Below are 24,562 nucleotides of genomic sequence, written 5' to 3' on the forward strand. Positions count from 1 at the left end.
CAACGAGATTTCATGACACTCCGTACCCCGGCGGCTGCGGCCGCCCATGCATTGCATTCTTCATTGCAGGACCCTGCTTTTTCAGCGTCGGTCATCGACTGGCAGCGACAACATGGACGGCACAAGCTGCCGTGGCAGCAAAGCCGCGACGCTTACCGTATCTGGCTCTCAGAAATCATGCTGCAACAGACGCAGGTGAGCGCGGTGATTCCGTATTACCAGAAATTTTTACAGCGTTTTCCAACCGTCTTTGATCTGGCCAGCGCGCCGGTCGAACTGGTCATGGAACACTGGAGCGGACTGGGTTATTACACCCGGGCCCGCAATTTGCACCGTTGCGCAAAACAGGTGGTGGAGCAGTATCAGGGGCAGTTTCCTGCTGATCCGGCGCATCTTGCAGAATTACCTGGCATTGGCCGCTCAACTGCAGCAGCGATCACGGCATTTGCCTACGGTACGGTGGCCGCTATTCTCGATGGCAATGTGAAGCGGGTATTTGCCCGTGTTTTTGGCATAGACGGTTATCCGGGCAGCAAACCTGTTGAGGATGCCATGTGGCAGCGCGCCGTTGCCCTGCTGCCTGCGCAGGGTATTGAAGCATATACCCAGGGACTGATGGACCTGGGCGCCACAGTCTGCACCCGTAGCAAGCCCGACTGTGGGCATTGTCCGCTACAGCAGCGCTGTGTGGCGTTTGCACAGAACCGCGTGGCGGAGCTGCCGGTGCGCAAACCAAAAACACAGCAAAGGCAGAAGCAGGCTGTCATGCTGATTCTGTTGCATGAAGGCCGCGTCCTGCTGGAACGGCGGCCGGATAGTGGCATCTGGGGCGGATTGCTGTCATTACCCGAACTGGATGGCATGCAGCCGCTGGCGCCTGAACAGGATACGCCGCCGCGGGCCGCAACTCCAGAGCGCGACGTACTGACGCCTGAGCTGCATGCGTGGATAGCCAGGTTTGGTGCGGCCCGCAGCGTACAGGTGTTGCCGTCGCTGCAGCATGTTTTCACCCATTTCCGCCTGCATATCCAGCCGGTTCTGGCGCAACTGGAGCAGCGTGTTGCGGGTGTCGGGCAAGATGCAGAAATCTGGCTGCCGCTCGACAGTGCTGATCAGGCAGCCTTGCCCGCACCAGTGAAAACCCTGCTGCAATCGCTGACGCAACCCTTGCTATTCTGAATGGCTGCTGGCGGAAACCCGCGCTGCGTTTGCTGGCCGGGGATGGGGCTGGCTGTTCTTCATGACGATGGACTCTGTCGCAAAATTCCTGTCTTTATCGCATCTGTTGCCGTTTCATCGCAGAAATGACACTTTTGTCATTGTTAGCTTTACACTACGTTTCTCAAAAATCATTCAGGAGACTATTTTGCGAACCGATGTTTTGCGCGGACTCATGGGGTGGATGGTGGGAATCACGTCGCTGTATGCCAGCGCTGAAACCAGTCCCTGCCGTGTGCCGGATTTTCCGCAGGAACTGCGTTGCGGCGTGGTGCAGCGACCTCTGAATCCCGCCGACCCGGCCGGGAAGAAAATTGATGTGCATTATATGGTGTTGCCGTCGCAGGATAAAAACAAGCTGCACGACGCCGTCTTTTTACTGGCTGGCGGGCCGGGGCAAAGTGGGGTCAGTCTTGCCGGTTTTGGACAGACGATGCTGGGCCGCCTGAACAAGCGGCGCGATCTGGTGTTTGTCGATCAGCGCGGCACGGGCCGCAGCGCTTCATTGTCTTGTCCGGAACTGGAACGCAGCGAAGATGTGGACGAGGACGAGCAATTACTCAGGAAATCAGCAATCTGTCTGAACCGGCTGCAAACCCTGCCACATGGCGACCTGCGTTTTTACAGCACCAGTATTGCCGTGCAGGATCTGGAAGCGGTGCGTCAGACGCAAGGGTACGGACGCATCAATCTGGTGGGTGCATCGTACGGCACCCGGGTTGGACTGGAATATCTGCGCCAGTTTCCGAATTCCGTCAAACGGCTGGTGCTCGATGGCGTGGTGCCGCCGGATATGAATTTGCCGGCCGAAGATGCACAGGCGGCATTGGATGGTCTGTTTCAGGATTGCCAGAAAGAACCTGGCTGCCACGCCGCCTATCCTGATCTGGCAACCCGCTGGCAGCAATTGCTGGCGATGGCGCCCAGACAGGTCAGTGTGACGCATCCGCGCCTGGGAACGCCATTCAGCTTCCGTATGTCGCACGATATTTTGCTGGGAATGGTGCACAAAACTTTATATTCCCCGGTCAGCGTTTCAGGTTTGCCGTATGCGTTGACGCAGGCGGGTCAGGGTAATTACCAGCCGCTGGTAACGCTCAGCGGTGCGACCAATGCACCCGGTCCTGCAGGCATTAACTATGGCATGCATTTTTCTGTCTGGTGTTCTGAAATGTTTGCCCGGCCTTTACCTGCCCCGCGCGATGAATTTGAAAAACTGATGAACAATCAGTATCAGAAAGTGTGTAAAAACTGGCCGCGTGCCGCTATTCCACCGGATTTTTTCACGATACCGCCGGCCCGCGTGCCAGTGTTGTTGCTGAGCGGCGGCATTGACCCGGTGACGCCGATACGTCACGGCAAGACCGTGGCGCAGGCTCTGGGGCCGCAGGCATTGCATGTGACCGTGGATCATGCCGGGCACGGCTTGCTGGCACAAGGGTGTGTCCGCGAGGTGGTCAACCGTTTCCTGAGCGCCAGAGAAGATACTGAGGCGCTCAAAACAGATATCAGCTGCGTACGGCAGATTCCGCGGCCCCTGGCGTGGCAGCCTTTGCAGCCAGCGATCAAACCGGAGGCCGGCTCGCAGGTAACGACTCAGGAGCGCAACGCTATGCCAGCGTCATCCATCAATCAGGCAGGAGGACGGTCATGATTATCGTGAATGATCTGCACAAGCAGTTTGTCCGTACCGGAAAACCTGCTGCAAAAGACTGGCGCGATATCGCCAGAATGCTCGGTGTGCTGAAGAAAAAAACGGAAGTGGTGTCTGCGGTCAATGGCGTCAGTTTCCGCGCTGAAGATGGCGCCATTACCGGGCTGCTCGGTGCGAATGGCGCCGGTAAGACCACCACATTGCGCATGATCGCCGCGCTGTTGCAGCCGGATCAGGGCGGGATCATGGTCGATGGCGTGCCTGTCGTGGCCGGAACCTCATCCACCCAGTCGCAGATGGGGGTGCTGTCCGATGCACGCGGCCTGTATCCACGCCTGACGGCGCGGGAAAATATCGCTTACTACGGATTACTGCATGGCATGTCTGCCGCACAGGTCGCGCAGAGAACGGATCAGCTGGCGCACTGGCTCGGCATGTCTGCCTTGCTGGACCGCCGTACCGATGGTTTCAGTCAGGGGGAAAGAATGAAAACGGCTCTGGCCAGGGCTCTGGTGCATGATCCGAAAAATATCATCCTGGATGAGCCGACCAATGGACTGGATGTGGTTGCGACCAGGGCTTTGCGGGAATTCCTGCGCTGGCTGCGTTCACCGGAAGGTGGCGGCAAATGCATCGTGGTCTCAACACACATCATGCAGGAAGTGGAGCGCTTGTGTGACGAGGTCGTGATTGTGGCGCAGGGAAAAAATGTGGCGCGCGGTTCAGTGGATGAATTACTGCAGCAGGCGCAGGAAATTAATTTTGAAGACGCCTTTGTCAAGCTGGCGTTTTTACAGACGGCTCCGACCATGAAAGAGGTGAACTGATGCATGCGGTATTCAGTATTTTCCGGAAAGAGATCAAGGATGCGCTGCGCGACCGGCGTACCCTGATGACGGCACTGATCAGCTCTTTGCTGGGTGTGCCATTGATGTTGCTGATTTTTTCAATCGTACTGTCCCAGGTTGAATCCCAGGAAGAAAAACGGACAGTACTCGCCGTTGGCATGGAGCATGCGCCGCGGCTGGAAAATTTCATCTTGCGGCAGGGCTATCAGGTCAAGGCAGCCCCGGCTGACTATGAAGCCAAATCCCGCAGCAAGGAACTCGATCAGCCGGTACTGCTGGTGCCGGCTGATTTCGAGCGCAAACTGCAGCAAGGGGAAAAAGTCACGCTGGAAGTCGCCTATGACACCAACAACCGGCCGGCAGAGTTTGGCCTGCGTCCACTGAAGCGGCTGCTGGAAGCCTACGTGCAGGAAACGGCAGTGATGGAACTGACGATGCGGGGCGTATCGGCCGAGCTGCTGCAGCTGGTTGATATCAAAGAGCGGCATTTGCAAAAGCCCGATCAGCGCAAGGCATCGATTACTGAAATGCTGCCGATGATGGTGCTGATGGCGATTGTGATCGGCGGCATGTATGCAGCGATTGATACCACTGCTGGTGAGCGGGAACGCGGTTCGCTTGAGCCGCTGATGATGAATCCGGTCAGCGGCTGGCAGCTGACGGTCGGCAAATGGAGTGCTGTCGCGCTGGTCGGCATGGGTGTGGTGATGCTGACGATTTTCAGTTTTTTTCCTTCACAGTGGCTGATTAAAAACGATACGCTGCGGGCTGAATTTCAGTTTGGCATCCGTGATGCCATGGCATTCCTGCTGATCCTGCTGCCGCTGGCTGCAAGCATGGCGGCGCTGCAGGTCGCGGTGGCATTGGATTGCAAGAGCTATAAAGAAGCCCAGGTCAGAAATCAGATCGTGACCATGTTCATTCCGTTTGTGTCCCTGATCCCGATTGCGTTTCCCGGGCGCGAACCTTCGTGGTTCCGCTGGGTGCCGGTGCTGGCGCAGAATCAGATGATGAATCAGGTACTGAAAGGCGAATTGCTCAGTCCGGCAGCGGTCGGCATCGCCTCTGTGATTTGTCTGGCCATCACCCTGATTTGCCTGACCTATATCGCGCAGAAAATGCGCCAGGTAGTGATGTCCTGACGGTGACGTTACCCGGTCTTGGCTGACCGGTGCAGTTGGTACAAATTTTTACCACGGGTCAAGCGCCATTCTTTGATATACCTGATCACGGTACTGAAGACACATGGCGCTTGTCTCTGTGAGACTATTCACTTATGAATAGCGCACTACCGCACCACCGTTTGCAAAACAGGGTCGTTTAAGGTACTCGTTGAAATAAGTAGAACGCATTTCATTAATACAATTGGGAGTAATACATTTTTTGCGGCACCAGGTTGAACTGAATTCAAAAAATTACTTTTTAGGATCAGGTAGTACTGGTGCAGTTGAATCATAGTAAGTCAGATAAGCAATCCAGATTTCGTAAATACGATCATCGTAGAGCCGTAACTGACATTCAGCCGAATCGCGATAGCGGGCGCTTCCATTTTGGCGACTATAGATGTAGCTACAATGTTTATTTACGTATGTGTCCCAAATTTTTTGCGTTTCAATCAATTCATCGTCGGTCCCAAAATCCTGTCTTTCCTGTTTTTGTGCGGCCGAGAGGTATTTCTGAAGTTTTTCGACTTTTTTTCCGATTTCAGCAGAGAGGCAATTCGTGTCCTCAACGGTGTTTTTGGAATTTGCACACACGGGTTCGTGTTGGGCGGACCATGCGGCATGATTCGCTAAAACAAAAATGGATACGCAAAGATATTTTGCAAGAATTGTTTTTTTCATACACAGTCGGATTACATATTGAAAATTTTTTGGAGTCTGGACGTTTGATATTTTATGAGCCCCATGATGGTGATTTCCGGGCGGGAGTTCGGCAGGACATGGTCAGATCGGCATCACAGCGGGGTCAGTTGCTATGTCATTGAAAGTGGATACTCCCCCCTGTTTTTTCTAAAACCACCTCGTATTTAATCATAAATAAAGGGTGTTCGAATATACTGGGGTGAGTATATTTTCTGATAACGGAGGAGTCAGCCCAGACGCCGGTGACGCACCAATACCTGCTCGGCAGAACGAAAGTGCTGCGTCAGTTTTTCCACCATATAGACTGAGCGGTGCTGACCGCCGGTGCAGCCGATTGCAATGGTGAGGTAGCTGCGGTTGTCTTCTTTAAATGCCGGTATCCATTTGCTTAAAAACTGCAGGATGTCGGCATACATATCCTGCACAACCGGCTGTGCTTCCAGATACCGGATGACCGGCTCGTCGCGTCCCGTCAATGGCCGTAAATCGAGGTCGTAATGCGGATTCGGCAACATGCGCACATCAAACACGAAATCCGCATCCAGCGGTACCCCGCGTTTGAAGGCAAATGATTCAAACATCAGCGTCAGTGGCGCATGCTGAATTTCGATCACATCTTTTAACCAGGCTCGCAGCTGATTTGCGCGCAGATCGGTGGTGTCGATGACATGGGCCAGCGTCTGGATTTCCGCCAGAATCTCGCGTTCTTCTTCAATGCACTCGGTCAGCGTCATGTGGGTGTCGAGCGATTGCTCCAATGCCAGCCAGTGCGATAGCGGGTGGCTGCGCCGGGTTTCCGAAAAACGGGCGACCAGCGATTCGGTGCTGGCAGTCAGAAACAACACCTTGACGGCATGACCTGCCTGACGTAGCGCCTGCACCGTTTCCGGCATGCCCGTCAGTAAGTGCGCGCTGCGTGAGTCGATCGCGATCGCAACCTGCGGATAGTGCTGGGCGGACAGGGTGGCGATCAGTTCCGGCAGCAGGCTGGGCGGAAGATTATCGACGCAGTAATAGCCGGCATCTTCCACCACATTCAGCGCGACTGATTTCCCTGAGCCGGAAATGCCGGAGATTACCAGAATCTGCATTTCAGTCTCCTGCTTCCATCGCGCGGCGCTGTCTTTCCATGAAGTCTTCCAGCGTGTTGATGCCGCGTAGCTGCAGGATAGTGTTGCGCACGGCAGCTTCCAGCAAAACCGCGATATTGCGTCCGGCAGCCACCGGGATCACGACTTTGCGGATCGGCAGGCCGAGCACTTCTTCTGTCTGCGAATCCATCGGCAGGCGTTCGTAATTTTCTTCCAGCGTACTGCGGCGGACCAGATGCACAATCAGTTTCAGCCGCATTTTCCGGCGTACCGCAGTCTCACCGAAAATGGTCTTGATATCCAGCAGACCCAGTCCGCGCACTTCGAGCAGGTTTTGCAGTAAATCGGGGCAGCGGCCCTCGATCATATTCGGCGCGATGCGGGAAAACTCGACCGCATCATCGGCCACCAGGCCGTGACTGCGGGAAATCAGTTCCAGCCCCAGTTCGCTTTTACCAAGCCCGGATTCGCCGGTAATCAGCACGCCGACGCCGAGCACATCCATGAATACACCATGCATGGTGGTGCGTTGCGCCAGTTTTTTCGACAGATAAACCCGCAGATAATCGATGACCTGGGCGGAGGGATAGGGGGTGGAGAAGAGCGGAATATTATTGTCGTCGCAGGTAGTCAGAAATGCCGGCGGCGAATCCAGCCCCTGTGCCACAATCAGCGCTGGTGGCCCGCCTGCCACCAGTTCGCGGATCAGGTTAGCGCGCGAGGCATTCGACAGACGGTTGTAGTAAGCCAGTTCCTGATGCCCCAGCACCTGTATCCGGCCGGGGTGGATCAGATTCAGGTGGCCGACCTGATCTGCGGAGGAAGCGGCATCACCGGTAATCTGTTTGTCTGCTCCGGCAAAGCCTGCAAACCAGCCCAGCTGCATGATGTCACGGTTGTCATCATAGATTTTCTGTATCGTTAATTCTGTCAGTAAGGGCATGGTCAGGAAAAGAAAGTCAGGCGATAACAAACGATACCATGTCAGGAAACTGCCGTCATATCCGGGCGCCAGGCCAGGATTTTTTCATAGACAACCTGGGCTTCGGTTTCTGCCAGGAGTTCCTGGCGGAATATTTCGTTCGACAGCATTTCTGCGATTTCAGACAGGATTTCCAGATGCTGCTGCGTCACGTTGTCGGGCATCAGCAGAAAAATCAGCAGGCTGACCGGTTCGCCGTCCGGCGATTCAAACGGAATGCCGTCTTTCAGCCGGACCAGGGCGGCGATCGGCGCCTTCAGGCCCTTGATGCGGCCATGCGGAACCGCCACACCATGACCCAGCCCGGTGGAACCCAGCCGTTCGCGTGCAAACAGGTTATCGGAAACGGTGGAGCGGGCAATGCTGCAATTATTTTCAAACAACAGGCCAGCCTGTTCAAAAGCCCGCTTTTTACTGGAAATTTCGAGGTCCAGCAGGACATTGGCAAGCGGCAGAATTTTGGCGATATTCGTCATGATGCAAGATCGGGATACAGCAAGATAGATGGAAATACAGGGATAACGCGGTGCAAATTATAGGCTTCTTTTACCGGACTGGTGAAAATTCGCACGCGTTCAGGATTCCCTGTTGTTCGCCAGTAATTTTTCGAATCCAGCGGCGGGCAAGGGCCTGCTGAAATAGAATCCCTGCATTTCCTGGCAGCCGGAATCAGTCAGGAACAGCATCTGTTCGGCATTTTCCACACCTTCTGCCGTGATGCTCATTCCCAGTGCGTTCGCCATCGCAATGATGGCGTGCGTCAGCACGACGGAATCCTGATTTTCAGGAATTTTATGGATAAAGGATCGGTCGATTTTCAGATTATCAATCGGGAAGCGCTGCAGATACGACAAGGAGGAAAAGCCGGTGCCAAAATCATCCAGTGAAATCGTAATACCCAGATTTCTGAGTGATTCAAAGACCGGCAGCAATAATTCAATATCGCCCATCAGCAAGCCCTCGGTAATTTCCAGCTGCAAGGCGCAGGGCGGCAGATTGCTCTCCGCCAAGATATATAGGTAAGTCATTGATTTTCAATGGATTTTTCTTTTATTTTTTTTGTTAGTATGCCATTCGGTATGCCATTTCCTGTTGGCTTCCATTGGCAAAGATTGGAATTCCTCAGCTTGAACCTGCACAGCTTTCAATTCCAGTTTGTGCAAACAATTTTGATACTTCTTAAGCTTTGTTTGAATGCGTCGTTGCTATAAAAAAACATAACCCGCATACACAAAAAAATCACAACCAGAACGCATCCGGGTCGTGACCCTGTTCAAGCATAGCTAAAACAATTTCTGCTTACTCTAAAGCAATTGTTACTTCCCCGTCTTACAGTCCTTCTCCCATTCATCCAGTACATCCTGACTGATCGGTTCGTCCGGTGAAATTTTTCTTGTCGCCGCAATTTTGGCGTCCAGACAAGCGCCGACAGAATTTCCCGCTGCCTGTGCTTGTGCTGAAACCGGTGTCGTTTTACCTGCAGCACATTCTTTTTCCCACTGAATGATATTGCTGCTTGTGACCATCCCGTATTGAAAGCTCATCGGATCCGCCTTGTAGGCTGCTTCTTTGTCATTTACGCAAGTCTGCAAGGCGGGAGCCGGCTTATGTATCCCATTCACTAATTCTTCATCGATGCTGACAATCATTCCCGGTAAATCCCCCGCAAAACTGCTGCCACCCTCAAGCAATTCCTGTTGATGACTAATTTCTAAAATTTGGTTATTTAATTTGTTGAACGCCATTTGCTGGTCTGCCGGAGTGACATAAATAATGTGCCTTCCATTGAGAATATTATCTTTGTAAGTTTCAAGCATCACACCGAAGCGAACTACGCCGTTTTTCTTTCCATCGACCCAATTCAAATCCGTACGAAGAATCTTGCCTGTGAGATCCCAGATTTTTTCATTCCCCGACTTTTTACCATCGACCCAATTCAGACTGGAGATCAGCGCTTCGTTCTCAAACGGATTATGTACTTCCTCCAGACCATTTTTCTGGTCATTTTCATAGTGAGTTAATTTCCAGAATTTACCTGTAGTCAGCTCCCAGCGTTTCTCGACACCATGTCGTTTACCCTCGCGCCATTCCGACTCCTCCAGCTTGACGCCTTTCATGGAACTGCAAATGCGTTTGCCATCTCGTAATCCGTCTTTGAATTCATCTGTACAAGTGCCATAGGTTGCGGTTGGCAGGGCAGTACTCCACTGCTCATTCTTGATCGTACCGGTAAATGGCGTCGTCTCGTGCGCCCGATAGACCAGACCACGTTGAGTCTCCACTTCCCGATAATCGATTTGTTTACCGCAGGCAGTGAGTAACACTGTAGTGGCAATGACAGCAAACGCTGTTTTATATTGAGGGTAGTTCGTTTTCAAAATAAACTCCAAATATTGATTAATAGTTAATTGTTCGTGTAAATAAAAACCACCGCTCAGTGTTGATGCGGTGGTTGTGTAAGAGAAATCAACTTTGCACAGCAGACACAGTACAAAGGCGATGCCTGAAATCATGAGAAATGGAAATGCGTAATTACTTTCCGGATTTGGCCTTGTCGATCTCTTTCTGGGCGCGGTTGTTAAATTCCGGAATTGCTTCCTTAAACGTAAACCGGGTGAGGTTATACAAGCCTTTACCAACGAGCTTGAGTCCCGCCACTGTTTTGCCGGTTTTACCCACGGCGTCATAACGTAATTCGTCAAGCGCATCGGACATTTTGTAATAAGGGTCTTTTTCTTTCTCTTTCTGATCGCTCATGGAATCTTCCTTTCAGCGTGAAAAGCGATGTGATTAATTAGTCAACTTTGATATTACCGGTACCGTCGCAACGAGGGCATTCCACGTGGACGTGACGGTCGCCAGCACAGCCTGGGCAATTTGCTGGATGAGGATGCTCGTCATACTCGATTGGACAAGGAATTTCGCCTTTACCTTTACATTCCGGACATTTGATTTGTTTGCTCATGGGGATTTCCTTTCATTTAGTGGATAAAGCCAGCTTTCAAAGATGATTAGCAGGTATTTGGGTCGTAAATACCGTGGCTGTTTAAGCATCATAGCGCGACCATTTACGGTATGGCAAGAGTCTCCGCAAAATTAGATAAAGATCAATTTTTGGTGCAATTAGGGGCGGCTGTTCGTGCGCGCCGGGTTTTGATGAATCTGTCGCAAGAAGCGCTGGCTGATTTCGCGGAGATTGACCGGTCTCACATGGGTAAAATTGAACGTGGAGAGCGAAATGTCACATTTCTGAACATCGTTCGGATAGCGAAAGCAATTCAATGCAAACCATCAGACCTGTTGATTGAAGCGGGTTTGTGAGTTGATTGATGCTGGCAACCGAGCCACCTTTCCATTCAGCTTCTCCTTCAGACCCGGTCGCTCGGATGTTGCCGCCGTTATAGCCGATTCTGCAGAGGTGACTCTGTCCGCTGAAGTACTTTGCATGGGTGCGGCATTCTCGCCATCGGCCGCGTTGTAAAACTCCTCCACAATCCCGACACTGTCTTCCGGGCTATCCTCAAACTCCCCGTTCTGAAACCCGAGCCCGCCCGCCTGATCCAAACTGTTCTGATCATAGCCGGCAGTCTGTCGCCGCTGGTGCAGTTCGATGGCAGCCGCGATACTGGCTTCCATCGTCATGCCGTCACGCAAAGTCAGATCGACGTAGTAAATCGGTGCCCGATGAGACTGCGTCGTGCTTTTGCTTCGGAGTCGCAATTCCAGGGGCATACAGGCCAGCAGGTTTCCCGAGACCGCGCGGTAATAATGCAAACGTGCCGACAGACAGCGGATGCTGTTATAGCCAGTCGTTCTAAAGATAAAGCTACCCAGATCATCGGTGCCATGAATACTGACGTTCAGCCGCCCATACGGTTTGCAGGCCCCGCCTTTCGCCAGTTCACAGACATCGGGTGAAGGGCAGGGATGCGACTGTATGCCGTTATCAGTAAAGCGCCGGCAGGTTTCCCCATTGCCGACACACAGCGGACGTCCCGTCTTGTGATCGAACAGACTGTATTCGGCACGCAGATTCAGATCCGGATCGTTAAACAGCATTTGAACCGGAATCGCCCGTAATTTAGCTTGTTGACTGTCCTTGCGAATTGCTTCGTCATACGGGTGCAGTATCCAGCCGTCATGCCCTTGTAACTGAGTTGTAATGGTGAACTGATCGTCTTTCTCTGGAAGTCGCTTGCCATTCTTTTCGACGATACGACCGATGGAAATGCGACCTAAAACGGGTGGCGTTAAAGCCAGACCTTTAATCATGATGAACTCCTTGATGATGAATAGAATGGGATAATGAGGTCATCGCAGAATGACATTTGCCATTCTGCGAAGATCCGGTTGAATGGACACGTCCGTACTGCCACAGACGTGTCACTGCTATACCAGCAGCGTGTCAATCCTGATCGGGCTGAACCAGAAAGCGCCGGCTACCCGGTTTTGTCATCGCATACTGTTGCTGAATAGCAGGCTGCTCTTCGAGTAATTTCTGCAGATCGATGCCGGTATTGTCCTTGCTGCGCTTCCACGAAATCCGGCCGGTCTCAAACAGCGCCAGACTGGCGTCACCCATCCGTTCCTGCAGACGCTGGCGTAACTGCGCTTCGATCTGTTCGCAACTACTGATGTCGGCACGCACTGCGACCAGATCGGCAAACAAGGCGGACATCGCACGGTCATCGCGCCAGTCCATGCGTTCTCCACTGTCTTTCGGATACAGACAACGCAAAGCCTGATCTGCGGAATCACTGCCGTCTGTCGGAGGTGGGGTGTCCGTTTCCACGTAATGCCAGAACTGACGCTCCAGTTCGATTAGACGTGCAATCAGTTCATCGTCACGCTGTATCCGATGAATCCGGATTTCCTGACCACAGACCAGTACGCACACATCGGCGGTTTGCTTACCGGTCACCGCCAGTTGATGCTGTACCTGTAATTGCACATATTCCGGTACCCCATCGCGCCAGAGACGGGAACCGAACTCTCCTGCCGTTTTGCATTCGAGAATCTGCACATCAGGCGCGCCCATCACTTCCCGGTCGATATTCGCCAGCATCCACGCCTTATCGGGATCCGGATGCTGAAGCACCGCATTAATTCGTCTGACCCGGTTGCCGGATAGACGGGTATAGTGCGCCGCGACAATCGGTTCCAATAAACTTCCCCAGTACATCGGACTGGTTTCATCCTGTGGATCGACCACCGGTAATCCCGCATCGCGTCCGGTTTTAATCAACCACAGCTCCAGCTGAGACTGATACGGATTCAGACCCACCGCCGCAGCGGCATCTGAACTGCCGATACCGGTCTTTCTGACAGATAACCAGTCTTCCCGACTCATTGCATTTGTTTTAACCAGCCGTAATGCTGGTGGAGAAGTTCTTGGTTTGCTTGATACGACTGCATGATGCATGATGAGCTCCATTCATAAAAAAACACCCGGTACACAACAAACGTGTCCAGGTGGCAGATCAACAATTTGAAATACATCCAAGCCATGCTGTTAAGCCACCATCAGTAATGCCTGATCGAGTGCCTTCTGTTTCAGGCTGGCACCGGGACCGAACCATGCCGATTCGAGACGATGATCGGTACTGCGCGCACGACGTTCATGATCAACAAACTGCGTAACCGCATTCAGCAAACCGAAAGCCGTTCCTTTGGACGAAGCCAGTTCCGCACCTTTACCCTGACCGTCATACAAGGACTGCACTGCTTTCATCGCCCGTTCATTGGCCAGCGCACCCGAGGTATCGGTCGGATCCGTAAAGACCCGCAGAAAGAAATTCATCGCTTCATGGGTTTTAACCTTGCGTTCCGATAAGGTCTTCATCCGGTACATAAAACTGTCCCATGCTGCGACAGAAACACCGAGTTGCTTCTTCACGGCCTGCGGATCGAACTGCGTGCTGTGTGGCACCTTCACTGCACCGCTGCCGTTTTGCAATGCCACCGCAAGCGTGTTATTGCAGACGACGCGGATACTGGTGAACTGTGCCGTGGTTGCCAGCGTCCCGTCACAGGCGGTTGCCAGTAACAGATAACCATTGACCACATCATTCCCCTTGAAGGTTGCGGATTGGTTCGTCTTGGCAAGTGCCCAGACTTTACGGCCTTCTTTAAGAACGCCCGCCGTTTCCAGTTCAAACCCGGAAATCTCGGTCAGATCGCGGTAAAACTCCAGAATCTCGCGCGGCTGCACCACCCGGTATCGTTGCGATACCACCGACAAGGCGGCCTTGGTATCGGAACGGTAGAGCACCTTTTGTTCGGGGAATGTCATGATCGCGCCGAGCGCACCGATACTGTCTGCCATGAAACGCACAGGCGACTCGCGGATTTCAAACGCCATACCGGATTGCTGCGCCCAGACGTCAATCGGTTGTTTGGCCGTGAGCTGGTTACCTAAACCATGCCAGGGAACATCATTAACGTAAGCCATTGATTCGAGTAAATGTGCCATGAGTAAAACTCCTTGAAATAGAAAATAGGGAAGTCCCAAATTGGGAAATACGAAAATAGAAAAACGGATTCACCAGTCAGATGAAAGCAGATCAACTGATGTAGAAATTGAAGCTGATGAAATGGTGAAAGACAGAGAAAAACTACAAATGAAACAGAGAGAAGCGGAGGGGGAATGGTAAAAGAGAGCTAAAAGGTAGCTAAAGGAGAAGCAATCAGTACAGAGGGAGAGAAGGGGAAATTCAATCTGACGGCATACTGAAGGTATAACCACAGTCGAGACAGACGTGGTTATCAAACAAATTACCGTCAAAGCTTTCACCCACTTTGGCACCAGCGATACAGCCGGCAGAGCCACCGACCAGCCCTCCGAAAATGGCACCTGTCAATCCGCCGATCAGTACGCCAGCCGGGCCAGCGAAAGTGCCGATACTCGCACCAATTTCTGCACCAGCAGAGATGCTGGACACACCAGCTAGAGTGCCAGCAACAGTACCGATGGCACTGCCAGTTCTTTTACCTGTGTGTTTGACAGCAATGCGCGCAGAGTCGCATTGAGGACAACGATAGTTCATGGGAATTACCTCTTAGTTGAGATGAAGAAATCGACTGAAGAAAGTCGAGTCACTAAGCGGGATTTGCTTGGTCACATATTAGTGATATATGGGTGGAATTTTTTAAGAAGGTACCGGAGAACGAATGAAGAGTATTTGTCTTTTTGAGTTGAGGTATGGAGTAGGTCGCTGAAGTGAATAAGTAGCATCGTTGGTTTATCGATGCATTCGGTGCTTAAAAAGAAAAACTCGCTTATGATGCGTAGGGCAAGCGTTGCACCTTTGACAGTGTTATGTTGAACGGCTCAGTCACTCCAGACAGTTTAGACTACATACATTTACATTATTATCTTGTATAACCGCTCATGAGTCTCCGCCATCATCTCCTCTAATGGGGTAATGAGCGCGCTTGCCAGTGCGTCGTGTGCGATCGATGATGGACGTTCAGTTCCGATTATCCGGATTGCGGCAGCAGCGATCTGCTGTGCCCGCTCAGTATTTTTCATCAGATTGGTAATGGCCATCTCCGCCGTGACGTAGGCTTCGCGCGGGTGCCAGCAATCGAAATCGGTCACCATGGCCAGTGTAGCGTAGGCTATTTGTGCTTCTCGTGCCAGTTTTGCCTCTGGCATATTACTCATGCCGATGACGCTTGCACCCATGCTGCGGTACCAATGTGATTCTGCCTGGGTCGAAAACTGAGGCCCTTCGATACAGACATAGGTGCCATGACGATGCAATGTAATGGATTGAGTCAGATTGATTTCATTCACCGCACGTGCCAGTGCATCTGTGATGCTTGCGCAGACAGGTTGTGCCATGGATATGTGAGCAACTGCACCATTGCCAAAGAAGGTACTGTCACGCCGTCGGGTCAGATCAATAAACTGATCAGGCAATACCATATCGAGAGGTTTCAGTTCCTCTTGAAGCGAACCTACGGCTGACATCGAAATCAGATAACGGACACCTAACTGCTTAAGCGCGTAAATATTGGCACGATATGGTATTTCTGATGGAATCAACCGATGCCCACGTCCATGACGTGCTAGAAAGGCAACGGGTATGTCATGTACAAGTCCAGTGACGATGGCATCAGAAGGTTTGCCATAAGGTGTATCAAATACGTGTTCGGTTCCATTTTGCAGCGCTGGCATGTGATAGAGACCGCTACCGCCAATAACGCCGATTAGTGCTTGTTGCATGAATGACTCCTTTGTTTGTATGACCGATGCAGTATGGTCGTCGCTGGTAATCGATTTATTACAGCCTGGGCGGGAAGGTGTAATAAATCATGCGATAACGCCGACTGAGTCTTTATATTTAACAAAACCGGAGACCGAACATGATCAAGTCTGTATTGCTGGCGCGCCCGCACCCTTTTATCTCTTCTGAAATGAAGCCTTTTCTTGAGTACAGTGGATATGCTGCTGTTAAACTGGAAAATCTGGCCGATTTTACAACGCAGGCAAAAAGCAGTTCCGGAGTGGTGATCTCGATGGCTGTCTCGTCCTCGCTGGGAAAATCGGCAGCCGAGACTTTTATTCAATTGCGACAGGAAATTTCCCGTGTTCCCGTCATGTTCGCCTCCATATTGCCATTTGATGAGAGTTTGGCGGGATTAAAACGACTTGCAGAGCATGCGGGTATTCAGGCGACGATAGTTGGCGTATCTGCAGGAAATGAAAACGCCGCGGCACTCGGAAAGCCAGATACTTTTCTGTACATCAGTAAAGATGATTTGGCCGACCCGGCACGTAGAGCAATTGCATCGCGCATGACTCAACGCCATTTTCGTTAGACGAGGAACTGATGAAGCGCTTGGTTCTGGTCGGCGGCGGGCACGCCCATCTTTCGGTGCTAAGAGCTTTGGCACGTGATAAACCGGCTGATGTTGAAGTTGTGCTGGTGACACCAAATACGCATCAGAATTATTCTGGCATGTTGCCAGGTTACATGGCCGGCCATTACACACAAACTCAGTGTCAGATCGATTTGCAACCACTGACGCAGGCAGCACGTGTATGTATGGTACTGGACAGCATCGTCGGCATGGATGCGAACCGACGTTGTGTGGGTTTACCGGATGGCAGGCATATTGAATACGACTTACTGTCCTTGGATGTTGGGAGTGAAATTGACTCGTCATGGCTGGAGATGGCAGGTGCCAGACTGTTGCCGGTCAAGCCGCTGGATGATTTTTTTCGAACCTGGCCTGCGATACTGGAATCGGCGGCTGAGCGGTCGGGTTACCGCCTGATTGTCGTAGGTGGTGGCGCTGCTGGCGTGGAGCTTGCTTTGGCTGCTCGCCATGCATTTAATTGTGCGAAGAGTGATGGGTGCGTGGATTTGGTGGTTTCCGAATCTGGTTTGCTGACCGGACATGCACCTGGCGTGCAGCGTCGGGCAGCCAGTTCTCTGGATCATGCAGGAATTCCGGTGCATCGACTGCGGGCAGTTGGTGCAGAAGAAGGTGTGATGTTGTCCGATGGGAGCCTGTTGCCAGCTGACTGCGTGATTGCGGCGACCGGCGCGCGCGCGCCGTGCTGGCTGCAATTATCCAGACTACTGCTGGACGAGAAAGGTTACATAGCTGTCGATAAGTATCATCGCAGCCTCTCGCATCCGAATGTGTTTGCTGTAGGCGACGTTTGCGCCCGGCAGGACATGGTGATGGCGCGTTCGGGCGTGCATGCGGTACATGCTGGTCCGGTGTTGGCCCGGAACCTGTTTGCCGCGCTAACTGACGGGCAACTGGGTGCTTATCGACCTAAATCCAGATCATTGTACTTACTGGCATGCGGTCCTCAGTATGCTATTGCATCCTGGGGGCGTTTCAGTGCAGAAGGCAAATGGGTTTGGCGCTGGAAAGACTATATTGACCAGTCTTTTATTCAGCGATTTTCAAAAGAAAGTCGGTCATCTGAATCAATCGCTGCAAAGGAGGTTGTATGAACGTGCTCAGGCAATTGAGTCACTGGCTGGTGCCAGATGCGCACAACGAACCTGTTGATGCAAACGTCCATTCCGGTCATTTATTGGCCAGTTTGCTGACTATGGCTTGGTTTGTCGAAGCACGTGATCCTTACACCGGCGGACATTTATGGCGCGTATCGCGCTATGCCCGGTTGCTGGCAGAAAGTGCCGGTTACAGCAATGTTGACGCCACCCGGATCAGTCTTGGCGGGTTTCTGCACGATCTAGGTAAAGTGGGGGTGCCTGACGCGATCTTACGCAAAGCGGATCGACTGACTGACGATGAATATGCGGTCATTAAGACTCACCCGGATATTGGCATGCGCATGCTGTCCGGACATCCACTAGCCAAACTGGTCAGCGACGCGGTACTGCACCACCACGAGCGTCCAGACGGATTAGGTTATCCATATGGCTTGGCTGGCGACAGGATTCCCGATATAGCGCGTATTGTCGGTATCTGTGATGCGTTTGACGCCATGACCAGCCATCGCCCTTACCGGTTAGGGATGCCGCGCGACAAGGCGATTGCCATCATTCGCGAGCATCAAGGTACTCAGTTTGATACTCACTTTTCCGATATTTTCATCGCGCTGGCCACTGCAGGTAGTCTCGACCATGTCATTGGTCATAGTGATGCGGGCATACCGCTACAGTCGTGTCCCATGTGTGGGCCCACTCTGGTTGTACAACGCGAACACCAAAAGGGGGATCACATTTATTGTCGCAACTGTGGGGGAGAATTCACGATGGAAGAAAAAGAGCACTGCCTGATGGCGATGCCAACCGGAAAACAGGGAAGTGCTGCCGATCTGGAGCCGGAGACAGATACGGCATTGATTGCACGTACGGTATACGACGCCGCACAAGCGTTGCCAATTGCAGACTTGCTCAGAGCATCAGCTATGCCTACTGGGAATGTGCGATGAAAGATTTTTTACAGTTAGCCTGCTCTGCCGGGATTGCGCGAAGTGCATTACGCGTTGCTTTGGTGGTGGGGACTGCACTAAATGTGATCAATCAAGGGGGGGACATTCTGGTAGGAGACAACATCGCGTGGTTTCATCTGCTGTTGAATTATTTGGTACCTTACTGCGTTGCCAGCTATAGTGCTGCCAGAAACCAGATAATGAGGAGCGAGGATGAGTAACGCGGAAGCAAAGCCATCAATCACTGACATATCTGCATCGGTGCATACTTCTTTACTGGCCGATACGGAATTTCTAAATAATTTGCAACGTCAGATGCATAAGTTTGCAACTCTGCAACTTGCCGACGCCCATCTTGCAGAAGATGCTGTGCAAGAGGCTTTAATTGGCGCACTCAAGAATGCCGGCGCATTTGGCGGTCGCTCAGCGTTAAAGACTTGGGTTTTTGCTATCCTCAAAAACAAAATTGTAGATATATTGAGGCAAAAGCAACGTATGGTCGAAGTCAGTGCTCTTATGCATGAAGACGAAGAAGAGGATGAAGATTTTTCGGAATTGTTTGATAAAAAGGGGTACTGGCAGGCAGATGAACGTCCGGCGGCTTGGGGAAATCCTGAGGCTTCACTGCGAGAGGGACAGTTCTGGCGGGTGTTTGAAGCCTGTCTGGAAAATTTGCCAGGTCATCAGGCGCGAGTATTTATGATGAGGGAATTCATTGAACTCGATTCTCACGAAATCTGCACTGCTGTTGGTATTACCGTCAGCAATCTGAATGTGATGTTGCACCGTAGCCGTATTCGGTTACGAAAATGTCTGGAAAGTCATTGGTTCGTCAAAGGAGAGTCATTATGTTGAATTGTCAAAATGTGACGCGCCTATACTCGGAGTCGCAAGAGCGCCCGCTTACTTTGCAAGAGCGCATGTCCGTCAAAATGCATGTCATGATGTGTTCTGGTTGCCGTAATTTTGGCGAGCAAATGCATATCCTTCGTCAAGCTGCACGCACTTACGTCCAAGGGGCCGATGGGCACGCTGACAAAACGGATGAATAGACTTTGTCGTGCCGCTGTACGTCACAGCGGCATTTGTATTGAGTAGGCCATGGATGGGTTAACGATTTTATTGTCCCCCTTTACATTGCGCGCCGGTGTTTTCTACACGGGTAATATTTGCGGGATTCACGATTCTCAGTAGGATGCACTGCAAGGTCACATCCATCTGTTCAAAATTGTCAGGCATGTGGTGTGCACGCTTTGCGATTCGCTTTCGCGATATCACTGGCGATACACCTGTCTGCTACTTGCATCATGGTGGCGCAACGGTTCTTTGCAGCTCAAGCATGTTGCCTATGACGTCGGATACGGCAATGCCAGCGCACTGACCCGTGCCTTTATTGCAAGCTAGGCTGCTCTTCTATCGAATGGCTCAATCAGCGGCAGCAGACCCATCGTCTGTCTGTCCTGATAAGCTGAAACGTTGGGGCAGTAAAACGAGATGCATGGTTCACAGTTGAAGTCGCTATCGAAATAGCATTCGTCAATGCGCAATGAGGCCGATGGAATGTACCTTCGGTGATTTGCTCTTACGCTATTTTTAAGGAGAACTGTCCATGTTACACGCCATCATTCACCATCTTCCACCAGTCGATCATGCCAGTGTCAATGACAATCAAAAAGAAATTCTGGATGTCGCACTATGCAGGTGGGACTTTTCTCCAATATATACGCCAACATGACCAATGCACCAGGTGTGTTGAGTACATATTTGCATGGTTATGCTTTTTCGCAATGAATCTAGTCTGTTGTCTGCTTAGCAGAAAGTCGTATTTCTTGTCATCAGCCAATATAACGGCTGCAATTACTGCGCTGCTGCCCACAGTATGATTGTCGACATGATGTCGAATGTGCCAAAGGATGTGCTGGAGGCGATTCGTAGTCATCAACCGATTTCGGATACAAAACTGGCTGCTCTAGCAGCCATGGCAATAGAGATGGTTGCCAAGCATGGCCAGCCGTCTCCTGCGATTGTCAAAACTTTTCTGGAAAACGGATACCAGGAGCGCGACCCGTTATATATCGTATTGGCTGCAGCGGTGAAAGTGCTGAGTAATTACAGTAATCAGGCGTTTGGTACTCAGGTTGACGATAAATTTAGCGCCTACAAGGTAGATTGATCGAATTGACAAATAATGGTGCCGGTCTGCTGTTTGCTCCGGGGAGGCGTGCACCTGCAGCCTTTCTCCGATACCGTCAGAACAATCTGACGATATTTGATTTAAGTCTATGAAAGAGACATTAGCTGCCGGGGGTAATTTAATCAATGGATATGGTCAGTCAATCTGCCTTCATAGCGCTGTAACTGGAGTAACAATCGGCTTGATCGCGGCAGTACATAAGTTGATTAACTAGGTGTGATTCATCTCTTTAAGCTATCTTCTTCTGGTAACAGGGTAGCCAAATCCAGTCAATATGATACCTGCCAGCATCAACCCAAGATGTAAGGGTTCGACTCGACCGATAATCAGGCAAGACACTAGGCTCCCCGCAAGAATTGAAGTTCCGATTCGGGAAAGTGTGTCGAAGATAAACCGCAGCGCATTAGTCATGTTTACTCCTCGTCATGTTTGTGATGTATTTGTCTTTTTGTCCTGTTCAATTCTTACAGTCGCAAGTGTTGTTTGTAGCTTTACATATGCTTGCCACAGAAAAAGCGATGCGTGGTGTAATAATCTGCGGGTCGTTTCCGACAGTAGATGCAATACATGGCCATTTGGCCGTCATTGCAACTATCAAGGACTGTTATGCATGCGACACTGCCATTACTGCGAATAACTGAATTTCCGCAATTGAAGCGCCAGCAACTGACAACTCTGCAAGTCAATTTAGGCTATCGCTGCAATATGACGTGCGTACATTGTCATGTAAATGCCGGGCCGAATCGGACCGAAATGATGGATCACGTAACCATGTCGCTGATTCCACCGGTGCTGACTGCGCGGAAAATCACGACATTGGACTTGACCGGTGGTGCCCCCGAATTACATCAGGGGTTCAGGCAGCTGGTACGAAAGGCAAACACCTTGGGGGTGAAGGTCATTGATCGTTGTAATCTGACTATTCTGTTTGAGCAGGGACAAGATGATCTGGCCGAATTTTTGGCTCAGCAGCGGGTCGAGATTGTCGCATCGCTGCCATGTTATTCCCTTGCAAACGTGGACAAACAACGTGGCGACGGTGTGTTCAGTAAAAGCATCGCAGCACTGCAAAAACTCAATACTTTGGGTTATGGCCGGGAAGATTCTGGACTGGTGCTTAATCTGGTCTACAACCCGCAAGGTGCGGCACTGCCACCAGATCAAGTCAGGCTGGAGATCGACTATAAACGCGAGCTGTTTAAACATTTCGGTATTGTGTTCAACCAGCTTTTTGCTATCGTGAATATGCCGATTCAGCGCTTTGGCTCGACCCTGATTTCTAAGGGTAAGTTCAATGACTACATGCGCTTGTTAAAAGAAAATTTTGCTGCAGCTAATCTCGACCATGTCATGTGCCGCAATCTTATCAGCGTGGATTGGCAAGGATATCTTTACGATTGCGATTTCAACCAGCAATTGGGCTTGCGCTTGCCATCCGGACCAAATCTACAATTGCGCGAGGGACCTCCGCACTTGCGCCATTTGTTGCGTGAGGATACTGAGGGATACACGATTCGCGTGGCCGACCATTGCTACGGTTGTACTGCCGGACAGGGTAGCAGTTGCGGCGGTGCTCTATGAAAAAAGTCATCATTCTGACTTTTATTGCACTGATTATTTTCACCTATGTTGCGCTGGATTTAGATAATCATTTGACGCTCGACGGACTCAAGGTCGGTCTAGGACAATTCGAGACATGGCGTGCAACTTCACCGCTTTTGGTTGGATTAGCATTCTTCGCAAGCTACATCCTTGTCACGGCGCTTTCGTTGCCCGGTGCGGTCATCATGACGCTGGCGGCAGGTGCACTATTCGGCCTGTTCGGCGGTACATTGATTGTGTCGTTCGCTTCAACGATAGGTGGGACACTGGCATTTCTGACTTCACGCTATCTGCTACGTGATTTAATTCAACAACGATTCGGCGACCGGCTCAAAGCCATCAACGACGGTGTGATCCGCGATGGTGCACTTTATTTATTCACGCTGCGCCTGGTGCCTGTCTTTCCCTTTTTTCTGGTGAATTTTTTGATGGGGCTGACGCCGATCAGTACTCGTATTTACTACGTGGTCAGTCAGCTTGGGATGATGGCCGGCACGCTGGTATACGTTAATGCAGGTACGCAATTGGCAAAGTTGAAGAGCTTGTCGGGTATTCTGTCACCCGGCTTGTTGCTGTCTTTTGGATTGCTCGGAATATTCCCATTGCTTGCAAAGCAAATTATGTATTTTATGCAGCGCCGCCGTGTGTATGCCAAATGGCGGCGTCCTCGACAGTTTGATCGCAATCTGGTGGTGATCGGTGCCGGCGCTGCCGGACTGGTTACTTCCTATATTGCTGCCGCTGTGAAAGCAAAAGTGACACTGATCGAGGCGCATAAAATGGGTGGTGATTGCTTAAATTATGGCTGTGTACCGAGTAAGGCAATCATCAAGTCGGCGCGCATTGTGCATCAAATGCGGCATGGTGAGAATTATGGCTTGGATAATACAATACTGACATTCAGCTTTCGCAAGGTTATGTCACGAGTGCATGAAGTTATCCGCACTGTGGAGCCGCACGACAGTGTGGAACGCTACAGCAAGCTTGGTGTCGAAGTATTTCAGGGGTACGCACGGATACGCGATCCCTGGACTGTTGAGGTTATGCATGATAGCGGCAGTATCAAGTTATTGACCACACGCAGCATAGTCATTGCTACCGGGGCGCAACCGTTCATACCACCACTACCTGGGCTGGACGATGTGGGCTACGTCACCAGTGATACCTTGTGGGAGGAGTTTGCCAAACTGGAAGTGCCTCCGGCTCGCTTTGTTGTGCTCGGTGGCGGACCGATTGGGTGTGAACTGGCGCAGAGTTTTGCACACCTTGGTTCCCAAGTGACGCAAATTGAAAAGGGATCGCGCATCATGGCGCGCGAGGATGAGGACGTTTCCGCATTAGCGCGTGATTCTCTTGAGCGAGACGGTGTGCTTGTCCTCACTGGTCACACTGCATTGCGTTGTGAACGGGAAGGTGAGCGCAAGTTAATCGTAGTTGAACATGACGGTGTGGAGCAGCGCATCGAATTTGACGCATTATTATGTGCGGTCGGTCGTGTGGCACGTCTTTCCGGTTATGGCCTGGAAGACCTCGGTATTGAAACAACACGCACAGTGGTGACTAACGATTATCTCGAGACACTTTATCCGAATATCTACGCAGCCGGTGATGTGGCGGGGCCTTATCAGTTCACTCATACCGCTGCACATCAGGCATGGTATGCGGCTGTCAACGCCCTGTTCGGGAATGTTAAAAAATTCAAGGTGGATTATTCGGTCGTGCCATGGGCGACATTCATTGAACCGGAAGTAGCCCGTGTAGGACTCAATGAACAGGATGCCAGAAAAAAAGGTATTGCCTACGAAGTCACAAAATTTGGCATTGATGATCTCGACCGTGCTATTGCTGACGGCAATGCGCATGGTTTCGTCAAGGTATTGACTGTTCCGGGCAAGGACAAGATTCTGGGGGTGACCATTATGGGTGAACACGCAGGTGATTTACTGGCGGAGTTTGTGCTCGCGATGAAGCATGGTCTTGGTCTAAACAAAGTGTTGGGTACGATTCACACCTATCCAACCATGGCAGAAGCGAACAAATATGTTGCTGGCGAATGGAAGCGTGCCCATGCACCACAGCGCTTACTGGCTCTGTTAGAACGTTATCACTCGTGGATGAGGGGATAATGACCCGGTACTTTATGTTTTCCCGGAGCGAGGCATTGAAACTGTCTTTCGG

At 51.4% G+C, this 24,562-nt stretch carries 27 protein-coding genes; 15 read left to right on the top strand and 12 right to left on the bottom strand.

Going from position 1 to position 24,562, the window contains the following annotated elements:
- Window positions 1-12 precede the first annotated feature (12 nt).
- The 4 genes from mutY (at window position 13) to H8K27_RS02775 (ending at window position 4,862) form a co-directional block, all read left to right on the top strand.
- Complete coding sequence (mutY, locus tag H8K27_RS02760; RefSeq protein WP_186861663.1) at window positions 13-1,179, top strand: A/G-specific adenine glycosylase; 1,167 nt, start codon at window positions 13-15, stop codon at window positions 1,177-1,179.
- 187 nt (window positions 1,180-1,366) lie between these two features.
- Window positions 1,367-2,872, top strand: a complete 1,506-nt coding sequence (locus tag H8K27_RS02765) for an alpha/beta hydrolase (protein ID WP_186861664.1) — start codon at window positions 1,367-1,369, stop codon at window positions 2,870-2,872.
- Complete coding sequence (locus tag H8K27_RS02770) at window positions 2,869-3,699, top strand: ABC transporter ATP-binding protein (protein WP_186861665.1); 831 nt, start codon at window positions 2,869-2,871, stop codon at window positions 3,697-3,699. The genes H8K27_RS02765 and H8K27_RS02770 overlap by 4 nt, the downstream gene beginning before the upstream one ends.
- Entirely contained in the window at window positions 3,699-4,862 is a 1,164-nt protein-coding gene (locus H8K27_RS02775; protein ID WP_186861666.1) for an ABC transporter permease, read from the top strand. Before H8K27_RS02770 ends, H8K27_RS02775 begins: the two co-directional genes overlap by 1 nt.
- 273 nt (window positions 4,863-5,135) lie before the next feature.
- Here H8K27_RS02775 and H8K27_RS02780 read toward each other — a convergent pair whose 3' ends face one another.
- The 7 genes from H8K27_RS02780 to H8K27_RS02810 form a co-directional block, all read right to left on the bottom strand.
- Entirely contained in the window at window positions 5,136-5,564 is a 429-nt protein-coding gene (locus tag H8K27_RS02780) for a lysozyme inhibitor LprI family protein (protein WP_186861667.1), read from the bottom strand.
- A 248-nt stretch (window positions 5,565-5,812) separates the two neighbouring features.
- Window positions 5,813-6,676, bottom strand: a complete 864-nt coding sequence (rapZ, locus tag H8K27_RS02785; protein WP_186861668.1) for an RNase adapter RapZ — start codon at window positions 6,674-6,676, stop codon at window positions 5,813-5,815.
- A 1-nt stretch (window position 6,677) separates the two neighbouring features.
- Window positions 6,678-7,619 carry an HPr(Ser) kinase/phosphatase gene (gene hprK, locus H8K27_RS02790; protein ID WP_186861669.1) on the bottom strand — a complete coding sequence of 314 codons (942 nt, stop codon included), beginning with the start codon at window positions 7,617-7,619 and terminating at the stop codon, window positions 6,678-6,680.
- Window positions 7,620-7,660: 41 nt separating this feature from the next.
- Window positions 7,661-8,134, bottom strand: a complete 474-nt coding sequence (locus H8K27_RS02795; RefSeq protein WP_186861670.1) for a PTS sugar transporter subunit IIA — start codon at window positions 8,132-8,134, stop codon at window positions 7,661-7,663.
- 99 nt (window positions 8,135-8,233) lie between these two features.
- Complete coding sequence (locus tag H8K27_RS02800) at window positions 8,234-8,686, bottom strand: EAL domain-containing protein (protein ID WP_186861671.1); 453 nt, start codon at window positions 8,684-8,686, stop codon at window positions 8,234-8,236.
- A 288-nt stretch (window positions 8,687-8,974) separates the two neighbouring features.
- Window positions 8,975-10,171: a toxin-antitoxin system YwqK family antitoxin gene (locus H8K27_RS02805; RefSeq protein ID WP_186861672.1), complete on the bottom strand. Its 1,197-nt coding sequence runs from the start codon at window positions 10,169-10,171 to the stop codon at window positions 8,975-8,977.
- A gap of 19 nt (window positions 10,172-10,190) precedes the next feature.
- A complete protein-coding gene (locus H8K27_RS02810; RefSeq protein WP_186861673.1) occupies window positions 10,191-10,415 on the bottom strand; it encodes a hypothetical protein in 225 nt (74 codons plus the stop codon).
- 318 nt (window positions 10,416-10,733) lie between these two features.
- Between H8K27_RS02810 and H8K27_RS02815 the strand changes: the two genes are divergently transcribed.
- A complete protein-coding gene (locus H8K27_RS02815) occupies window positions 10,734-10,979 on the top strand; it encodes a helix-turn-helix domain-containing protein (protein WP_186861674.1) in 246 nt (81 codons plus the stop codon).
- On the opposite strand, the gene H8K27_RS02820 is transcribed toward H8K27_RS02815, so the two are convergent.
- The 3 genes from H8K27_RS02820 to H8K27_RS02830 all read right to left on the bottom strand — a co-directional run bounded on the left by H8K27_RS02820 (window position 10,950) and on the right by H8K27_RS02830 (window position 14,130).
- The gene (locus H8K27_RS02820; protein WP_186861675.1) at window positions 10,950-11,930 is read right to left on the bottom strand and encodes a recombination directionality factor; all 981 of its coding nucleotides are present in this window, start codon (window positions 11,928-11,930) and stop codon (window positions 10,950-10,952) included. The genes H8K27_RS02815 and H8K27_RS02820 overlap by 30 nt on opposite strands.
- A gap of 133 nt (window positions 11,931-12,063) precedes the next feature.
- Complete coding sequence (locus H8K27_RS02825; protein WP_186861676.1) at window positions 12,064-13,080, bottom strand: YqaJ viral recombinase family nuclease; 1,017 nt, start codon at window positions 13,078-13,080, stop codon at window positions 12,064-12,066.
- 90 nt (window positions 13,081-13,170) lie between these two features.
- Window positions 13,171-14,130, bottom strand: a complete 960-nt coding sequence (locus H8K27_RS02830) for a DUF932 domain-containing protein (RefSeq protein WP_186861677.1) — start codon at window positions 14,128-14,130, stop codon at window positions 13,171-13,173.
- Between the two features lie 40 nt (window positions 14,131-14,170).
- Here H8K27_RS02830 and H8K27_RS02835 point away from each other — a divergent pair, with 40 nt between their 5' ends.
- Window positions 14,171-14,311, top strand: coding sequence for a hypothetical protein (locus tag H8K27_RS02835; protein WP_186861678.1), 141 nt, complete (start codon window positions 14,171-14,173; stop codon window positions 14,309-14,311).
- Between the two features lie 60 nt (window positions 14,312-14,371).
- Here H8K27_RS02835 and H8K27_RS02840 read toward each other — a convergent pair whose 3' ends face one another.
- Entirely contained in the window at window positions 14,372-14,704 is a 333-nt protein-coding gene (locus tag H8K27_RS02840; RefSeq protein WP_186861679.1) for a hypothetical protein, read from the bottom strand.
- Window positions 14,705-15,021: 317 nt separating this feature from the next.
- A complete protein-coding gene (gene mtnP, locus H8K27_RS02845; RefSeq protein WP_186861680.1) occupies window positions 15,022-15,888 on the bottom strand; it encodes an S-methyl-5'-thioadenosine phosphorylase in 867 nt (288 codons plus the stop codon).
- Between the two features lie 140 nt (window positions 15,889-16,028).
- Here mtnP and H8K27_RS02850 point away from each other — a divergent pair, with 140 nt between their 5' ends.
- From H8K27_RS02850 to H8K27_RS02885, 9 genes are all read left to right on the top strand, one after another.
- Window positions 16,029-16,484, top strand: coding sequence for a hypothetical protein (locus H8K27_RS02850; protein WP_186861681.1), 456 nt, complete (start codon window positions 16,029-16,031; stop codon window positions 16,482-16,484).
- 11 nt (window positions 16,485-16,495) lie between these two features.
- On the top strand, window positions 16,496-17,638 hold the full coding sequence (locus tag H8K27_RS02855) for an FAD-dependent oxidoreductase (RefSeq protein WP_186861682.1): 1,143 nt from the start codon (window positions 16,496-16,498) through the stop codon (window positions 17,636-17,638).
- Complete coding sequence (locus H8K27_RS02860) at window positions 17,635-18,588, top strand: HD-GYP domain-containing protein (protein WP_186861683.1); 954 nt, start codon at window positions 17,635-17,637, stop codon at window positions 18,586-18,588. Before H8K27_RS02855 ends, H8K27_RS02860 begins: the two co-directional genes overlap by 4 nt.
- Window positions 18,585-18,809: a nitrate/nitrite transporter NrtS gene (gene nrtS, locus H8K27_RS02865; RefSeq protein ID WP_186861684.1), complete on the top strand. Its 225-nt coding sequence runs from the start codon at window positions 18,585-18,587 to the stop codon at window positions 18,807-18,809. Before H8K27_RS02860 ends, nrtS begins: the two co-directional genes overlap by 4 nt.
- On the top strand, window positions 18,802-19,443 hold the full coding sequence (locus tag H8K27_RS02870) for an RNA polymerase factor sigma-70 (protein WP_186861685.1): 642 nt from the start codon (window positions 18,802-18,804) through the stop codon (window positions 19,441-19,443). Before nrtS ends, H8K27_RS02870 begins: the two co-directional genes overlap by 8 nt.
- Window positions 19,437-19,640 (top strand): zf-HC2 domain-containing protein, encoded by a 204-nt coding sequence (locus H8K27_RS16655; protein ID WP_329604330.1) that lies wholly within the window; start codon window positions 19,437-19,439, stop codon window positions 19,638-19,640. Before H8K27_RS02870 ends, H8K27_RS16655 begins: the two co-directional genes overlap by 7 nt.
- A gap of 839 nt (window positions 19,641-20,479) precedes the next feature.
- A complete protein-coding gene (locus H8K27_RS16435; RefSeq protein WP_329604331.1) occupies window positions 20,480-20,761 on the top strand; it encodes a carboxymuconolactone decarboxylase family protein in 282 nt (93 codons plus the stop codon).
- Window positions 20,762-21,388: 627 nt separating this feature from the next.
- On the top strand, window positions 21,389-22,363 hold the full coding sequence (gene arsS, locus H8K27_RS02880; protein WP_186861686.1) for an arsenosugar biosynthesis radical SAM (seleno)protein ArsS: 975 nt from the start codon (window positions 21,389-21,391) through the stop codon (window positions 22,361-22,363).
- A complete protein-coding gene (locus H8K27_RS02885) occupies window positions 22,360-24,510 on the top strand; it encodes an FAD-dependent oxidoreductase (RefSeq protein WP_186861687.1) in 2,151 nt (716 codons plus the stop codon). The genes arsS and H8K27_RS02885 overlap by 4 nt, the downstream gene beginning before the upstream one ends.
- Window positions 24,511-24,562: the final 52 nt, after the last annotated feature.

It is taken from the genome of Cognatundibacterium griseum (assembly GCF_014284195.1).
GTDB lineage: Bacteria > Pseudomonadota > Gammaproteobacteria > Burkholderiales > Burkholderiaceae_D > Undibacterium > Undibacterium griseum.

What these genes read in the sequence shown, in the direction of transcription:
- H8K27_RS02885 (WP_186861687.1), top strand. Translation starts at nt 22,360, where the DNA reads ATGAAAAAAGTCATCATTCTGACTTTTATTGCACTGATTATTTTCACC.
- mutY (WP_186861663.1), top strand. Translation starts at nt 13, where the DNA reads ATGACACTCCGTACCCCGGCGGCTGCGGCCGCCCATGCATTGCATTCT.
- arsS (WP_186861686.1), top strand. Translation starts at nt 21,389, where the DNA reads ATGCATGCGACACTGCCATTACTGCGAATAACTGAATTTCCGCAATTG.
- H8K27_RS02805 (WP_186861672.1), bottom strand. Translation starts at nt 10,171, where the DNA reads ATGATTTCAGGCATCGCCTTTGTACTGTGTCTGCTGTGCAAAGTTGAT.
- H8K27_RS16655 (WP_329604330.1), top strand. Translation starts at nt 19,437, where the DNA reads ATGTTGAATTGTCAAAATGTGACGCGCCTATACTCGGAGTCGCAAGAG.
- H8K27_RS02775 (WP_186861666.1), top strand. Translation starts at nt 3,699, where the DNA reads ATGCATGCGGTATTCAGTATTTTCCGGAAAGAGATCAAGGATGCGCTG.
- H8K27_RS02780 (WP_186861667.1), bottom strand. Translation starts at nt 5,564, where the DNA reads ATGAAAAAAACAATTCTTGCAAAATATCTTTGCGTATCCATTTTTGTT.
- H8K27_RS02815 (WP_186861674.1), top strand. Translation starts at nt 10,734, where the DNA reads ATGGCAAGAGTCTCCGCAAAATTAGATAAAGATCAATTTTTGGTGCAA.
- rapZ (WP_186861668.1), bottom strand. Translation starts at nt 6,676, where the DNA reads ATGCAGATTCTGGTAATCTCCGGCATTTCCGGCTCAGGGAAATCAGTC.
- H8K27_RS16435 (WP_329604331.1), top strand. Translation starts at nt 20,480, where the DNA reads ATGATGTCGAATGTGCCAAAGGATGTGCTGGAGGCGATTCGTAGTCAT.
- H8K27_RS02855 (WP_186861682.1), top strand. Translation starts at nt 16,496, where the DNA reads ATGAAGCGCTTGGTTCTGGTCGGCGGCGGGCACGCCCATCTTTCGGTG.
- H8K27_RS02870 (WP_186861685.1), top strand. Translation starts at nt 18,802, where the DNA reads ATGAGTAACGCGGAAGCAAAGCCATCAATCACTGACATATCTGCATCG.
- H8K27_RS02830 (WP_186861677.1), bottom strand. Translation starts at nt 14,130, where the DNA reads ATGGCACATTTACTCGAATCAATGGCTTACGTTAATGATGTTCCCTGG.
- nrtS (WP_186861684.1), top strand. Translation starts at nt 18,585, where the DNA reads ATGAAAGATTTTTTACAGTTAGCCTGCTCTGCCGGGATTGCGCGAAGT.
- H8K27_RS02860 (WP_186861683.1), top strand. Translation starts at nt 17,635, where the DNA reads ATGAACGTGCTCAGGCAATTGAGTCACTGGCTGGTGCCAGATGCGCAC.
- H8K27_RS02840 (WP_186861679.1), bottom strand. Translation starts at nt 14,704, where the DNA reads ATGAACTATCGTTGTCCTCAATGCGACTCTGCGCGCATTGCTGTCAAA.
- H8K27_RS02795 (WP_186861670.1), bottom strand. Translation starts at nt 8,134, where the DNA reads ATGACGAATATCGCCAAAATTCTGCCGCTTGCCAATGTCCTGCTGGAC.
- hprK (WP_186861669.1), bottom strand. Translation starts at nt 7,619, where the DNA reads ATGCCCTTACTGACAGAATTAACGATACAGAAAATCTATGATGACAAC.
- H8K27_RS02825 (WP_186861676.1), bottom strand. Translation starts at nt 13,080, where the DNA reads ATGCATCATGCAGTCGTATCAAGCAAACCAAGAACTTCTCCACCAGCA.
- H8K27_RS02850 (WP_186861681.1), top strand. Translation starts at nt 16,029, where the DNA reads ATGATCAAGTCTGTATTGCTGGCGCGCCCGCACCCTTTTATCTCTTCT.
- mtnP (WP_186861680.1), bottom strand. Translation starts at nt 15,888, where the DNA reads ATGCAACAAGCACTAATCGGCGTTATTGGCGGTAGCGGTCTCTATCAC.
- H8K27_RS02820 (WP_186861675.1), bottom strand. Translation starts at nt 11,930, where the DNA reads ATGATTAAAGGTCTGGCTTTAACGCCACCCGTTTTAGGTCGCATTTCC.
- H8K27_RS02800 (WP_186861671.1), bottom strand. Translation starts at nt 8,686, where the DNA reads ATGACTTACCTATATATCTTGGCGGAGAGCAATCTGCCGCCCTGCGCC.
- H8K27_RS02770 (WP_186861665.1), top strand. Translation starts at nt 2,869, where the DNA reads ATGATTATCGTGAATGATCTGCACAAGCAGTTTGTCCGTACCGGAAAA.
- H8K27_RS02810 (WP_186861673.1), bottom strand. Translation starts at nt 10,415, where the DNA reads ATGAGCGATCAGAAAGAGAAAGAAAAAGACCCTTATTACAAAATGTCC.